This is a genomic window from Flavobacterium pallidum (assembly GCF_003097535.1).
Taxonomy (GTDB): Bacteria; Bacteroidota; Bacteroidia; order Flavobacteriales; family Flavobacteriaceae; genus Flavobacterium; species Flavobacterium pallidum.
In genome coordinates, this window is record NZ_CP029187.1 from 610174 (window position 1) to 626503 (window position 16330).

The 16330-nt window shown below is 45.5% G+C and carries 6 protein-coding genes; 4 read left to right on the plus strand and 2 right to left on the minus strand.

Going from position 1 to position 16330, the window contains the following annotated elements; translation table 11 throughout:
* The first annotated feature begins 25 nt into the window (after nt 1-25).
* The 3 genes from bioD to HYN49_RS02445 are packed head-to-tail and all read left to right on the plus strand — an operon-like array spanning nt 26 to nt 3104.
* Nucleotides 26-643 carry a dethiobiotin synthase gene (bioD, locus tag HYN49_RS02435; RefSeq protein WP_108902635.1) on the plus strand — a complete coding sequence of 206 codons (618 nt, stop codon included), beginning with the start codon at nt 26-28 and terminating at the stop codon, nt 641-643.
* Nucleotides 640-1911 carry an adenosylmethionine--8-amino-7-oxononanoate transaminase gene (gene bioA / locus HYN49_RS02440; protein WP_108902636.1) on the plus strand — a complete coding sequence of 424 codons (1272 nt, stop codon included), beginning with the start codon at nt 640-642 and terminating at the stop codon, nt 1909-1911. Before bioD ends, bioA begins: the two co-directional genes overlap by 4 nt.
* 29 nt (nt 1912-1940) lie before the next feature.
* Nucleotides 1941-3104 (plus strand): beta-ketoacyl synthase N-terminal-like domain-containing protein, encoded by a 1164-nt coding sequence (locus HYN49_RS02445; RefSeq protein ID WP_108902637.1) that lies wholly within the window; start codon nt 1941-1943, stop codon nt 3102-3104.
* 77 nt (nt 3105-3181) lie between these two features.
* Here the strand turns inward: HYN49_RS02445 and HYN49_RS02450 are convergent, their stop codons facing one another.
* A complete protein-coding gene (locus HYN49_RS02450; RefSeq protein WP_108902638.1) occupies nt 3182-6520 on the minus strand; it encodes a hypothetical protein in 3339 nt (1112 codons plus the stop codon).
* 205 nt (nt 6521-6725) lie between these two features.
* Nucleotides 6726-7202: a regulatory protein RecX gene (locus HYN49_RS02455; RefSeq protein WP_108902639.1), complete on the minus strand. Its 477-nt coding sequence runs from the start codon at nt 7200-7202 to the stop codon at nt 6726-6728.
* Between the two features lie 408 nt (nt 7203-7610).
* Between HYN49_RS02455 and HYN49_RS02460 the strand changes: the two genes are divergently transcribed.
* A complete protein-coding gene (locus HYN49_RS02460) occupies nt 7611-16322 on the plus strand; it encodes a T9SS sorting signal type C domain-containing protein (protein ID WP_146185035.1) in 8712 nt (2903 codons plus the stop codon).
* The last annotated feature ends 8 nt before the right edge of the window (nt 16323-16330 follow it).

Consider the following 16330-nt stretch of genomic DNA (forward strand, 5'->3'; position numbering starts at 1 on the left):
GTAACTTTACCACTTTGTAACTTTTATGAAATTATTCATCACAGGCATTTCCACCGACGTGGGCAAAACCATTGCTTCGGCCATTATCACCGAAGCGCTCGAAGCCGATTACTGGAAACCGATACAGGCCGGCGATCTGGAACATTCCGACAGCCATAAAGTAAAATCACTGGTTTCAAATTCGAAATCCGTTTTTTTCGACAACAGTTATGCCTTGAAAACACCTGCGAGCCCACATCTGGCTGCTGAAATTGACAATATCAGCATTGATTTAAAGAATATCAATGAACCAAAAACCAACAATCATTTAATCATTGAAGGTGCGGGTGGGATTTTTGTGCCATTGAATGAAAAAGATACCGTGGCTGATTTAATCAGACCCGATTATAAAGTGATTGTGGTTTCAAGGCATTATCTGGGCAGCATCAATCATACATTACTGACAATTGAAGCATTGCAGCACCGAAAAATCAATATCGCCGGGATTATTTTCAATGGTGATGAGAATCCGTCTACGGAAAGCATCATTCTCAGTAAAACCAGGGTGCAAATAATCGGCCGGATTGAAAACGAGCCGTATTTTGACAAAAATGTGATTTTGGATTATGCGGACAGGTTCCGTGAAAAAATATTATCGTTATGAGCCTGACGGAAAAAGACCAGCAATACCTATGGCATCCATACACACAGCACAAAACCGCCGCCACGCCCATAGCCATTTCCAAAGGCGAAGCTGCGTTGCTTTGGGATGAAAACGGCAAAGAATTCATTGATGCGATTGCTTCGTGGTGGGTCAATCCTTTTGGGCATTCGAACAGATTTATTGCCGATGCAATCTACAAACAATTGACCACGCTCGAGCATGTGCTTTTTGGGGGATTTACCCACGAACCGGCAGTGTTGCTGGCAGAAAAACTGATGGAAATCCTTCCGTCAAACCAGCAAAAAATATTCTTTTCTGACAACGGTTCCACCGCAGTGGAAGTGGCGATTAAAGTCGCTTTGCAATATTTTTACAATAAAGGGGAAAAGCGCACGACCATCATTGCATTTGAAAATGCATTCCACGGCGACACGTTTGCGGCGATGGCCGCGAGCGGCATTTCGTTTTACACACAGGCATTTGAGGGCATGTTTATTGATGTGGTGCGGATTCCGCTGCCGACGGAAGGCAATGAGGAAGCCAGTTTCAGCGCTTTACGCAGACACATCAAAAATCACAATGTAGCCGGATTTATATTCGAACCATTGGTGCAGGGTGCTGCCGGAATGGTGATGTATGCGCCGGAAGCGTTGGATGAATTATTGAAAATATGCCGTGAAAATAAAATTATCACAATTGCCGACGAAGTGATGACGGGCTTTGGAAAGACCGGTAAGAATTTTGCCTGTGATTATTTAAAACAGCAACCCGATGCGGTCTGCCTTTCGAAAGCGTTGACCGGCGGCACCATCCCGATGGCCATCACGACTTTCACGCAGGAATTGTTTGATGGATTTTACAGCGAGGACATCAACAAAGCGTTGTTTCACGGACATACCTTTACCGCAAACCCGACGGGCTGTGCGGCAGCGTTGGCGAGTTTGGAATTGCTGCAAACTGAGGCGATGCAGGAAAATATCATCCGCGTGAATAAAAGGCATCTTGAATTCCGGCAACGGATCCAGGATCATCCCAGAGTGGCCGTAACAAGGGTTTTAGGAGTGATTTTTGCCTTGGAAATCAAGATTGAAAACCAGGAAAGTTATTATGGCACGATGCGCAATACATTGTACGATTTCTTTATTGAAAATGGTGTAATCCTGCGCCCTGTGGGCAATATCGTGTACATCCTTCCGCCGTACATCATCAGCGATGCGCAGTTGGAAAAAGTGTACCAAATCGTTGAACAGGCTTTGGAAATAGTGTAATTTTGCGGCAACAGTCAACAAACCATACTTTGCCGAAAACCATTTCCATTACTTCCATCGCTTCCTTATCCCCATTGGGTTTTGAGCCGCAAACCATCCGTCAGCATTATGGGAACGGAAAGTATTTCTTTTCCGTAAAAGACATCGGTGCGCAAATGGTTCCCGTAGGAGCGTTATCTGCGGAAGCGGCAGCAAAAATAAACCAGTTAAGGCAGTCGGACCAAAAGTATAAATCGCTGGACGACTCGGTTTTATACGCGATTGCCGTGTCACGCGAGGCCGTTAAAAAGGCAGGTTGGACTTCAGATGATATCTTTGGGATCAATATCGGGTCGTCCCGCGGCGCTACGGCCTTATTTGAAAAACATTTCCAGGAATATTTAGAAAACGGCAAAGCGAACGTACTGACTTCGCCAGTGACGACTTTGGGAAACATTTCGTCGTGGGTAGCGCATGATTTGCAGAGTGATGGCCCGGAAGTCTCCCATTCGATTACATGTTCAACGGCGTTGCATGCCTTATTGAACGGCTATGCATGGCTGCAATCGGGTTTGGCAGATAAATTTTTAGTGGGTGGCAGTGAGGCGCCCTTGACCCCCTTTACGATTGCGCAGATGCAGGCGATGAAGATTTATTCGAAAGGCACTGGTGATTTTCCGTGCCTGGCATTGGATCTTGAAAAAAAACAGAACACGCTGATTTTAGGCGAAGGTGCGGCGGTTTGCTGCCTCGAAACCGGAACGCCTGACAATGCTTTGGCGACAATTGCAGGAATCGGGTATGCGACGGAATTGCTGGAGCATAATGTATCCATTACAGCGGAAGCGGAATGTTTCCAGAAGTCGATGAGAATGGCCTTAGGTGAAAACAGCCCTGACAGTATTGATGCGATTGTGATGCATGCGCCCGGAACGATTAAAGGGGACATCACCGAATATAAGGCGATACAGAAGGTTTTTGGGGAAAATCTTCCGCTGTTAACGACAACAAAGTGGAAAACCGGCCATACTTTCGGGGCATCGGGAATGCTAAGTGTAGAACTGGCGTTGCTGATGATGGAACTCGATACTTTCATCGGGGTACCTTTTGCGAAAGCGCAGGAACAAAGCAGGCCCATCAGGAAAGTATTGGTAAATGCTGTAGGATTTGGCGGAAATGCAGTGAGTGTGGTTTTGGAGAAAGTAGCAAAGTAGCAAAGTAGCAAAGTTAAAAAAGCGCCCTTTGATGGAGCGCCTTTTTTATTTTATGGTAAAAACCTTGTACTGAGGAATTACTTCATCATTACCTTTTTCGTGATTTCGGCAGTGGCGGTTTTTACTTTTACTATTAAAGCCTGATTTCTTGCTGTAATACCGGTTGCGGTAAAATCAAGATTGTTTACCTTATTATTTTGATAAATGATTTTCCCAAGCAGGTCATAAACGGTTACAGCCATGATTTCATCTGTTGCAGACAATAATTGCAATTGTGCCTGATTTGTTATGACCTGAATGCTGTTCTTATCGGTTACAGGATGCTCAACTCCGAGTGGCGCGCTGGTGAAGTGAAGCTCAAAACGATCTTCAAATGTGCCGGTTTCAGTTGGCGTAAAGGTATACCCGCCTTCTTTCAGGTTGGTGAGCGTATCGTTTGACTTGTCCAGAAGATATACATCCTGCCCGTCAAAAAGCCCGTCAAACCTGGAAAGGTCGATCGTTAAGGGATCTGTAAGGGAGGTCTTGAATCCCAGCGGGATAATATCATGCTGATCGAAATTCACGTCGCGGCCCTGGATGCATAATTTTTCGCCATCCAGTATGGAATAAATCATAACATAATTTCCGGCATCAAATGTCCTGCCATCGTATCCGTAATCCATGTCGTTCGTAGCGCCTGTAACATACCCAAGCAAGGTCTCATCATAAGCACCTCCGGCATTGCTGATACTGATCCATATGCGGTGCTTTTCAACCTCATCTCCGGTTACTCCCTGTGTGGCTGTTCGGAAGAAGTTGCCATTAGCATTATCTGTTTTTACACGCATGCTATTGTTAAATACGATATTCGAAGTAGCATTGGACCCTGTCAATTCGACGAAGAAGCCTTGCCCTGCTGCTATTTTACCGGTAGGGGTCACGCCTCCGGAAAGTGCTGCATTTCCTACAGATCCCGTCTTATTGTACTTTGCATAATCGTTCTGCAGGTAATTATAGGTTTCACTGCCAGGATTATTGGCGCTGATGGCAGTATTATGTGTCCACAGGTAAATTATTCCGGTAGTTTTCGAAGCGTTCGTGGCATTATTCAGGAATAAGTCGGCATCAATAGCGGACGGATAAGGATTTCCAACAAGGTTGTAAGGACAGGCTGCCGTTTTTGTTACCGATGCATTGACAACCCCATTATTGGGAACCCCTGCAAATACGGCATTGAAGGTTGCCGTAGGGTTAAATACAAGTGTTTCAGGCGCCCTTACAATATAGCCTTTTCCTGGGGTTAGCGTTGTGTCCGTACCCTGGGCTGACCAATTGTAAATATTCGGATTGAAATAAAAATTATAGTCTATCGCGGCAGGAATTGCAGCAGCCAGCGTAGTCGAGGTTACAGGCGAGCTGAAATACGTATAATCATACGGCTTCACTGAGGTTGTCGTGCGCGTCATGGAGATATTCCCGCTTACTGCAGCAGTATCACTATTTTGCACCAATGCGCCTTTGTCCTGAATGACAATACTTCCGTTGATGGTAAGGTCATTTTGGATTTCAACTACTTTTCCGGCAGTGATTGTCAGCGTATTGTTATTGTTGACCTTGAGCTCGCAGGCTACAATACCGCCATTGGTTGCTGTGTTGTAATTTCCGCTGATGTTGACTTTCGTAGTAATGGTAGGCGCACCATTGCTCCAGGAATTTCCGTTCCAGGTGGTAGTTCCGCCCGAGCATGAAGTATACTCATCGGCTCCGATTGTGGGGGTGGTGTTCCTGGTGTCGCCGTCAATATCTGTGGTAATTCCGGTGATAGCTGTCCCTACATTTAATAAAGCCTGCACACTACTCAGGTGAAGGTCTGTCGCTGATGTAAAAGCAGGTGAAACATTAATGGACTGAGCATCTTTCGTAGTCACGGCTTTCCATTGGGCAAGCGTACTTTTTAGGTTCCCGCTGGTGTAGAATGAACCAAAAGTACCGATGTATTGTGTGGAAAAATAATCATTGTAATTGATATTTGTAAAATTAGAAGTGCTTGCCGCTGCATCAGCCACATACACACAAAATCTTGAAGAACCGGAAGCCTGTGCATTCACAAAAATATTGTCACGGATGTCCAATGCCGAGCCTGCAGCGATGAAAAGACAGGCCGAAGCACCCGTCGACTGTGTTGTTTCGAGCCTCACGGTATTGAAATACAAGCTTACTGAAGCACCACCGGCAATATAAATGCCATAGCCACTTTGTGAATCAGGACTACCGCCACCGGCAGATGAAATATTCCCAATCATATTGTTATAAATCAGGGCGCTGTCGCCATTGATATAAATCCCGTTGACCAGTTTTGCCTGTGCCGTCGTAAGGCTGTAAATTTTATTGCCGCTGATGGTAATGTTTTTACCCACTGCATGAATTCCGCCAAATGAAGTGTCGCTGGTTGAAGTGGAATTCATCGTACTGATCGTATTCCCGCTGATGGAGGTACTCACGGATGTATTTGCAGAGGAGCCCACAATGTTGATACCGAAGCAGATTCCGCTCCCACTGGTGTTTTCGATATTCTTGATCGTATTTCCTGAAATTGTACCGCCCGATGAACCCGAACCTTCAACATAAATGGCTGCGCCGGAGTAGGTGTGTGTACCATTGGTTCCTGGCTTTTTCAAACCGTCGATACTGTTATTTGAAATCGTATAAGTAGCCACGTTATTGAGGTAAAAACCTACGAGCGGCTTCGATGCATCCGAAGCAGATCCCAATGTATTGTTGCTGATAATCCAGTTTGTATTGGAAGAATTGCTTCCGTTTACATAGACACCTTGCTTGACGTTGGTAAAGGTGACATTGGTTACTTCGTTTGTGGAGTTATTTGCGGCACTTCCGATACTGCCGGAACCTGCATAAACCCCAGCAGAAAATGTGCCGATGCTTGTGTTGAGCATGTTGAGCTGGATATTCAGGTTCCTGAACTTGTTACTGTTTGCCGTATTGTACAGCCAGATACCCAGCCTGTTTGTATAGGAATCAGCGGTATTGAATGTATTATAAATAGTGAGTTGCTTGTCGCTTGTGCCATTATTTCCATCGATGATGATGTTGTCGGCGCCATTCAACTGGAATACGGCACCGTCCGATACCGAGCCGGAAATCGTAATGTTTTTGCCGGTATTAGGCTTAATGGTCAGTGTGTTTGCAGCACTTCCGGCATATTGGTTGATGATTAATGCGGATGCTACGGATTGATTCTCATCAATCAGGAACGTGGTGGCACCGTTGATCCCGACGGTATTAACGTACGCAATCGCTGTTGCAAGCGTTAAGTATTGTGCACCATCTGTGGTGGTGCTTCCGATTTTTTTGCTACCGTTGATTTGGGAAAAACCAACAATGGGGATAAGTAAGAACAGTAAGTATTTTTTCATTGGGACATTTCTGCTTTGTAGGTAAGCTTTTTTAATTACGCAAAAATATCCGCTGAAGATGTTAATTGTTTTAAATAAAGTGTGAAAATTTCAATATATTCGACCAATAGACTGATAAATCCGTTGTAATACATTGTTTACGAAATCGATTTCGCTGAATTTGAGGTTTTTTACTGTAAAATATTGAAATTTAAGGGATTGCTTGTTAAAAGGAATTTTGCTCCAATTCCTTCGCTCTGGCATAAATCAGGTCGCTTTCAAACCCTTTCCTGAGTAAAAAGTCACAGAACTTTTTCCGCTTCTTTAACTGGTTTTTTTCAGAAATAAGCTGCCATTGTTTCTCGGAAAGTCTTTCAAATGTTTCATGGTATTCTGCTTCGGTTATTTCGCTTAATGCGGTATCAATATTGAATTTCGTAATGCCGCGCAATTTGAGCTCCATGACAATGCGGTTTGTTCCCCAACCCTTAATCCTGTGCTTGCCCCGCGCAAAACTCCTTGCGAAACGCTCTTCATTGAGAAAATCATGCTCCAGAAGATGCACGACAACATGGTCTTTTTCTTCCTCAGTAAACCGAAAGGAGTACAATTTTTCCAGCACCTCCTGATGGCAACGCTCCTGGTAGGCGCAAAAGCGTTCGAGTTTCTTAATGGCTTCGGTTAAAATCGGATTGGTGTACATGCAAACAAAAATAATAAAGAATACCTATAACCACACATTAACGATAGGCACCATCGGAAATAACAAATGCCAATACCATACGGTACAGCTAAAAGCAATCATCGGTTCGTTATAAAAGATGACAATTGTATTTACAATAATTTAAAGTTCTTCGAACAATGCGGTAATAATGATCAGCGTAATTGTCGGTACGTTTTAGTTTAAGTGTTTAATTCACAATGAATTTCTACCCGTTTTCGTGCACTTAAGCGACAAAAAAAGCAGTTCAACGAGAAGTTAAAAATTAGTTAAAAACCAATGCTGATTAATGAAATGTTTGTCTCTAAATTTACTCCCCCCAAATTGACTCAACCGATACATTATCAGATGATCATGCCGGGTTAACATTGCTCCCCAAATGATTATTTTATGAGAATGAAGGTTTTTTATTTTTTACTTCTAAGCATTGTATGCTTAACAAAACTATCTGCGCAAAGTGTTGTCGTTAATAAATATTTTAACTCGGGAGGTACCACCGATATAATCGAACTCCTTATAGTTGCTGATAATACGGATATGCGTGGATTGTGGCTCAAAGATTTTTCCGGAAGTAATGCCAACGATAGCGGAGGAGGTTTTCAATTCACCACCAACGCATTGTGGAGCAGTATGAGAGCAGGAACTCTTATAATTTTGCGCCAAGGTTCCAGTGCCGCAACTGATGTAACTGTAAGCTGCAGTGATTTCAATCTGGATATCGGACTTTCTAATACTACTTATTTTACAACTGGGTCAGGTTCATTTGACATTAGCACTAATGATATGGTAATGATTAAAAGCGGAACCCAAAGCGGTACTGCCAATAACATTCATACATTAAGAGCTGGTACAGCAGGTACACAATGGACAAATATTTCAACTGGAACTAAAATCGGAACGACATCAACCGCTAGCAATTATGCAGTAGTTGACAATGCTTCAAGCGTTATTGGAGATTTCAATCTTGGAACTTCTGGCGTAACCGTAGGAACCACTTATACGTTAGGAAGTGGAAACAATACTAATAACACCAATTTCATTAATTTCCTCAGAGGCCCTGTTTCTTCAGCCGCCACAAGTATATCCGGCAGTGGATTTATTGCTAACTGGAGCGCTGTCACAGGAGCTAGTTCTTACAGGCTGGATGTGTCCACTGCTTCAGACTTCTCTGCATTAGTTTCAGGATACTCCGATCTCAATGTTGGAAATGTTGTTACCTATGGCGTTAGCGGGCTTTCTGCATCGACTACTTATTATTATAGGATCAGAGTGTTAAACGCAACCCCTACAACAAGCGGCAATTCCTGTACAATAACTGCCGTCACAGGCACAGGAGCCTTTACCACAAATCAGGATGGCCCATGGACCACAGGTGCTACGTGGGTGGGTGGCATCGCACCAACAGCAGGTGACAATGTAGTTATTGCGCACAATGTTACTGCAGGTGCTTTAACGCGTAATTCAGGCACAACAACAACCATTAATACCAGTGGAAAGCTTTCTGTTTCAGGTACATTTACCTGCACCGGCTCCAGTACAACCGTAAATGGAACGTTTCAGTTTGATACAGGTGGATGGGCAACGGGTGCCAATTTTACCTACGGCAGTTCGGCAACCCTGAACTTTAACAGTACTTCATCCTATAGTGTCAATAATAGTGATGTTTTTTGGTCAACAGGAAGCAATCCTTTTAACGTAAACGTATTACAGGGCGGTCTTACGATGAATTCGGCAAACCGTACCGTTACAGGAACTTTTGCCACCGCGGCGGGTGTCACACTAACCAGCAGCACCCTGACCTTAAGCGGCACAACGCAGCTTAACGCTGGCGGTTATTTCAACCAATCGCCTACATACAGTGGCGCATCATCAACTTTGATTTACAACAATGTCGGCAATTACGGAAATGGCAACGAATGGACAGGCGGCGCTTCTACCACACCCACAGTAGGCTCCGGAATTCCCGGCAATGTGACCATACAGCAAACTTCAAATGTGACGCTTGCGGGCGGACGCGGGGTTCCCGGGAATATTACGATTTCAACATCAGGTTCATCTGTGCTTACGCTGAACAGCACTTCCGGCGATCTTTACCTTGGTGGGAACCTAACGCAAAATGGCGGCTCAGGCGGTTTGATCAACAACAACCGCGCCGTGTTTTTCGTATTGTCGAACAGCCAGGTGATTTCGGCATCAAGCAGCCCCGTATATTTCGATTATTTCATTATCAACAAACCATCGGGCAGTGTTCAATTGAGCGGCACCGATATGACTATAAATACCACTTCGGGCAGCGGGGTACAAATCATCAACGCCGGGACGCTGGACCTCAACGGCCGTTCCCTGACGTTAAACAATTCCGGAGGAGGATTTTATGTGTCGGGCGGTGCACGCAGCATCACTTCATCTGCAACAGCGCAGGTCAACATTAACGGCAATAAAACCGTCAGCTACAACAATACCGGTACCGACAGCCTGACATTCGGAAATCCCATAACGGTACATGTTACAAATGCCGCAATGGATTTCGGTAGCGGAAATACTTATATCAACGGCACGCTGCAGCTTAATGCCAATGGCGGAATCAGTAACGCACCAATTTACGGAAGCAGTTCCACACTGAAATATTGGTACAATGGTTCGAACAGCGTATATGGCCGTTACAACGAATGGAATGCGAACGGCGTTGGTACCATTGGCAGTACCAAAGGGTTTCCTAACAATGTACAGATCAGCAACACCACCATCCTTGATCTGGGTGCAAACAGCGGCTCAGGCATAGCAAGGGCATTGGCCGGAACCCTGACAATTGATGACGGTGCGGAACTGCGTATGAGCGGCAGCAGCGCGATGACCCAACCTTTAACCATTGGTGGCGACCTGATCCTCGGGCAGGGTGGTGCGGCGACGTTGAACCTTTCGGGTAGCAGTGGCGGCGATCTTAAAGTGGGTGGAAACATCAGTTTTACAGGGACCTATAATTTCAATGCCAATAACCGCGCGGTTTACTTCATAAAAAATGGTACGCAGACTGTTACAGCACCCGTCGGAAGGCCATCTACTTTCAATTACATCTTTTTCCAGCCTGCTACGGGCAGCACCACAATACAGCTTGCAGGAGCTGATATGACGATTGCGCCGACATCAACCGGAAGTTTGCTGAACTTCAATAGTGCTTCAGATGTATTCGACCTGAATGGCAGGACGCTTACTTTAGGAAATGCTTCAATAAACAACGGTATCAGCGGATCGGGGACGTTCAAGGGAAGTACGGCTTCTAACATGACATTATTGGGATTGGGCAGTATCGGGACTTTAAGGTTTACTTCCGGTTCGCAAACGCTGGGCACTTTGACCATGACACGTCAAAACGGTACTTTGGGTGCTGTATTGGGAACTGACCTTGCCGTCAATACGTCTTTGGTACTGACCAATGGATTGCTTGACCTGGCGTCATTCAATATGACACTGGCTTCAGGGGCTGGGGTAAGCGGCGGATCTTCAAACAGTTTCGTCATTGCCGACGGAAGCGGCGAATTCAGGAAAACCTTCACGACAACAGGCTCTTTTACCTTCCCTATCGGCGACAATACCGTGATTGCAGAATATGCTCCGGCTGCATTGAATTTCACTGCCGGAAGCTTCAGCAGTGCCTATGCCGGAATCAGGCTTGTTGACGCAAAGCATCCTAACAACACGGCATCCACAAATTACATCACACGTTATTGGGCTGTCAGTTCCTCCGGGATTTCGTCTCCTACTTATAATTTTACGGGCACATATATTGGTTCTTCGTCCGATATTAACGGTACCGAGACTTTGTGCGATTCAGGAAGATGGGACGGCACAAGCTGGACCCTGGGAAGCACTTTGGCATCGAATACCGTTGCTGTCACAGGCCTGACGACATTGCCGTCCACAAACCATTTTACAGGGGGAAACCCTTTATCGCCGCCTGAAATCGATTTGCTGGGCAACAGCATTTCGATTACCAATGGCGACAGTACGCCATCGGCGGCAGACCATACTGATTTTGGCAGCGTGGCTTTTGCGGGGACAGTCGTGCGTACTTTTACAATTAAAAATACTGGCGCATCGGCATTAAACTTATCCGGCACGCCGCGGGTACAACTGAGCGGTTCTTCGTCTTTTTCCGTTACCACGCAACCTTCCGCAGCAAGCGTGCCGGCCAATGGTTCGCTGACATTCCAGATCACCTATACTTCAGGTGCTTTCACAGCCGAAAATGCTACGGTCAGCATTTCCAATAACGATTCAGATGAAGGTACTTATACATTTGCCATCACTGGCATCGGTACGCCGAGTGTTGCGAGTGATGTGGTCGCTAATGCAGGCTATACTTACAATTCAAATATTGCTTATAAAGACTACCAGGCTTCTGCCATTACGAACACCTCAAACTCCATCGATTTACTCAAGTTCGACGTACGTGATGGCGGCGCTTCCGCAGATGCGGACAACCTGCCTACAATCCTGAGCGGCATCACCTTTAACGTAACGAACACTTCTATGATTCGATCTGCAGCGCTTTTCAGCGGAAATTCCCTGATAAATGCTTCGCCTACAATAAATACCGGCTCAGGAACGATCACCTTCAGCGGATTATCAGGAGCCAATGTAACGGCAGCCGACGGCAGTTCCGCGGGATTGACCTTAAGGGTAACTTTCCTTTCAACGGTGACGGATAATACGCAATTCCAGGTAACGATTTCGAATGCGAACGTGAGTGTAGCGGGCAGCAGCACATCCTCATTTTTTAGTTCATTTACGAGTGTCGTGTCCAGCACCACTTCGAACAGGAACAGGATTGCCGTAACAGCGGACAGGCTCGTTTTTGTACAGCAGCCATCGGCCACAACAGTGAATTCAGCGATGTCTCCTTCAGTAACTGTAGCCGGAGTTGATGTAAATGGCAATCGCGACCTGGATTATGTGGGTACCATCAATATTACTTCAACAGGAACTTTGAGTGGAACGCCTGTAAGCGCTTCCGCCGTTTCGGGTTTGGCTGCATTTGCTTCGCTTACCCATACCGCTGCAGGGACAGGATTAATCCTTACCGCTGCCACGACAGGTCTGGCTTCAGGCAATACTGTGGATTCATCGACATTTACAATTAGTGCGATTGTAGGCGCTACAGGGGATTACAGGACAAACCCTGCTTTCACGGGTAATGTTTACTTTAATTCGACCTCGGCTTCAGGCGGCGTACGCCCCTGGCAAAAATATAATGGCTCCGCCTGGGTTGATGTGACCGGAAGCAGTGCTACGGAAGGACCTGAAGCGCTTGTTACAAAACCTGGCACCATCTACATCACCAGTGGTTCCAGTATCAGTTTTGCCGGAGGAGGCACTTACAACAATATTTATATTGACATGCCGACATCCACAAGCGTGGTCACAGCCGCCAGCAATTCTCCCGGGCTTACCATTGCCTCTGGAAAAACACTTGAAGTAAAAAAAGGCATTTTTGACTGCAGTGGCGCGTTTGAAATGCTGGGCAGTTCGAGTCTTATAGTAAGGGCCAATGCTGAAATGTGGATTTCCGGCTCCTCATTCTTAAGGAGTCCGACGTCAACTTTTGAAGTGGAAAACAATGCTTATGTTGAAGTTTACGGCACCTGGACAAACCACTCCACTGCTGGAATCTGGAACGGTACGGAAATTTTCCATGAGGATTCATGGTTCAATATTACGAAATGGGTGAACAGCGAAAAACTTTTTGATGCCAATACGAGTATTTCGACCACATCCTATGCCGGAAACGCGGCAATGTTCGGGTACCTTACCATCGATATCGCATCAGGAGACCTTGCAGGGAACTGGACGGTGTTTCCGGCGAATGCAAACATCTATCTTACGCACAAGGATTTTGAAGTATATAATGAAGAAACCGACAACATCAACTTTTATTCCGGAAACACTTCCACCCTCACCGTAGGAGGAAACTTGTATACTGCCGGGAGTGGGAACATCCAGGGACAGACAGGGAACGGATCGTTGACCTTTAACGTAAAAGGCAATTATACTAAAGACGGCACCGGGGATTTCAGGTTTCATGTTTCCAATAATGCGGGCAATGTGATGAACCTCAATGTTGATGGAAATTTTAGTGTGAATAATGGGTTCTTCGTAATTGATGCGGGGACTACTTCGGGAGCCACCACAAAAGTGAACCTGAAAGGAAATCTCAAAAAATTACTGGCGGGTAAAATGACCAATTCAAACGTTAACAGTGCCAATATTTCGTTTAACTTTTTGGGTACCGCTGCACAAACTTCGGATCTTGTTGTAAACACGAGCAATGATATGCTACGGTACAAATTCTTTATAAAAAGCGGTGCCAATGTACAAACAATCAACCAGGACTGGAAACTGGCCGATGCTTCGTCAATTACGGTAGAATCCGGTGCTACAATGGATTTCGGGTTTACGGGAACAACGGCTTTAAATGTTATTGAAACCACATCAAGTGCCGTAACCTCATTTATACTGAATTCAGGCGGGACCTTGAAAATATCTTCCCCGTCAGGGATAACAGCGTCAGGCAGTGGAAATGTGCAGACCGACACGCGAAGCTATACGGCACCTTCCTCTACATTCCACTATATCGGAAAAGCAAATCAGGCTACCGGTGATGGTATTACCACAGCTTCAAACAGTAAAACAATCATTTGTGAACTTAATGCCGATAGCCTGCAATTGTCGCTTACAAATTCCACTGCGATTACCACGCCAGGACTTTTAAACATCAAAAAAGGGCAGGTGATCGAAACGAGTTCTTCTTATATTACAGGAAGCACGGGCGGGTTGACTATGGAATCCAATACCTACTACCAGGTCGCTGCACTTTCAGCATCTGGCAGCGATGTCATTCCGCGTCTGGATGGCATCTCGAATGCTTACACGCTTAACGGTGGAACTATTGAGCTTAACGGTGCGGGTGCGCAAACGCTCCGGGGTTCGAGAAGCTACAGGAACCTGATTTTTTCCAATACGGGAACGAAAACTGTTTCCTCATCAATCAGCACAATTAGCGGAACCGTCACAGTCGCAAATGATGTTGTATTGGATGTCGCCAGCCACAACATGGGCGGCAGCGGAACAAACCTTACGATGGCCAACACATCACAGTACAAAAACAGTGGTAGTGGTAGCAAGCCGGATGCCACTGGAACCTATACGTTAAGCTCCGGCTCAACAATTGAATTTTACGGAACGTCGGCTACGGTGATCCGTCTGGGGTCGCCGATTAACTATGCCAATGTGATTGTTAACGGCACAAATGTATCGACTTCATCGACGATAACGGGCCTCAGGCTGCAGTCAGGAACTACCTTTACGGTGAAAAACGGTGCCACCTTTGGTATGATTAACAGCGCTGGTTTCAGTGGCGCTGCCGCTACCGCAATCGACAGTGCAAATTCGCCAACAATTACGCTGGAAACCGGATCAACTATAGATTATGCAGGCGCTAACCAAAGCCTCACGGCATTTTCACCTTCCTATTATAATTTAAAAGTTTCAGGAACAGGCACGAAGACCATTCCGGGTTCTTCGGAGATACTCATCGGAAATAACCTATCGGTTACAGCCAGTACATTGCAAATCGATGCCAATAAATTACTCACTGTCACCAATGCTATAAACAGTATTGATGATGCGATTGAAGTAAAGAATAACGGCAATCTCGTGCAAATCAATAACGGCATCGCCGATACCGGTAAAATCAAAGCGACCAGGATCAGCAGGGCCATGGTAGAAAACGATTATGTGTATTGGGGATCTCCTGTACAGGAGAACGTGATTTCTCAACTGCCTTCCGGTTTTGATACTTCATACGAATGGACTCTGGACGGCAACTATGACGGACATTGGGATGGCCTCTCGGCAACCACTGCAGGACGTGGATTTATCACCAGGATAAGTGCTGCGGGGCAAGGGGCAACCCAAAGTTTTGTATTCAACGGCACTCCTAATAACGGTGTAGTGACTGTTGCAGGCGACAGCTATGACAACGGTGTCACGCAATCTTCAGGAAACTCCATATTGCTTGGAAATCCATATCCTTCGGCGATTTATGCTTCCTCTTTCATTACTGATGCCGCCAATCTGGGAAAAATCGGAGGGACGCTCTATTTCTGGACTTCGTCAACAACATACGCTGGCGGGGAATACAACACCAACGATTATGCAACATGGAATCTTTCAGGCGCGACAGGCGTAAAAGCCTCGACGGATGTCTCAGGTACTGACGATCTGAAACCCACCGGAAAGATCGCTTCAGGTCAGGGATTTTTTGCCGTATTGCTGACCGATTACAACGTTACTTTCAACAATAATATGCGTGTACGTACCACTGCAGATAATACGCAGTTTTTCAGAAATAACAATGAAGTACAAACCGTTTCCGATGAAGGCAAGTTGTGGTTAAACCTCAGCAATGACAATCATGCTTTCAGGCAAATGCTCGTAGCCTATGTTGATGGTGCCACAAATGGTTATGATAATCTTTTTGATGGAAACAGCATTACCGCCAATGAAATCAATTTCTATTCTTTGATCGATCAGAAAAACCTTGTGATACAGGGCAGGGCATTGCCTTTTGCGGATACCGACTTGGTCCCCTTGGGGATGCGTGTCACCAATGCCGGCAACTATACTGTAACATTGGACAGCACTGAAGGGTTTTTCGCTGAAAATCAGGACATCTATCTCGAAGATTTGCAGTTGGGTGTCATCCATGACCTCAAAACCGGGCCTTATCAATTCAATACGGATGCGGGTACATTTGACAGCCGCTTTGTCTTAAGATACACCAATGGAATTTTGGGGATGGATATCATGGAGTCAGATAATATCAAAATGGCTGTGAATAAAAACCTACTTTCCATAAAATCAGACAAAGAAAGCATGTCGGCAATTACCATATTCGACATTGCGGGGAGAAAGGTTTTTGAGGCCAGCCAGCTCAACTCCAACGAATTCTCTGCGCGTGACATTGTACTCAACCACCAGACGCTGGTTGTAAAAATCACATTGGCCAACGGCAATATCGCCACGAAAAAAATAGTGTACTAAAATAAAAT

Bases quoted from the DNA above. Each gene is read 5' to 3' on its own strand.
- bioD (WP_108902635.1), top strand. From the start codon at position 26: ATGAAATTATTCATCACAGGCATTTCCACCGACGTGGGCAAAACCATT.
- bioA (WP_108902636.1), top strand. From the start codon at position 640: ATGAGCCTGACGGAAAAAGACCAGCAATACCTATGGCATCCATACACA.
- HYN49_RS02450 (WP_108902638.1), bottom strand. From the start codon at position 6,520: ATGAAAAAATACTTACTGTTCTTACTTATCCCCATTGTTGGTTTTTCC.
- HYN49_RS02455 (WP_108902639.1), bottom strand. From the start codon at position 7,202: ATGTACACCAATCCGATTTTAACCGAAGCCATTAAGAAACTCGAACGC.
- HYN49_RS02460 (WP_146185035.1), top strand. From the start codon at position 7,611: ATGAGAATGAAGGTTTTTTATTTTTTACTTCTAAGCATTGTATGCTTA.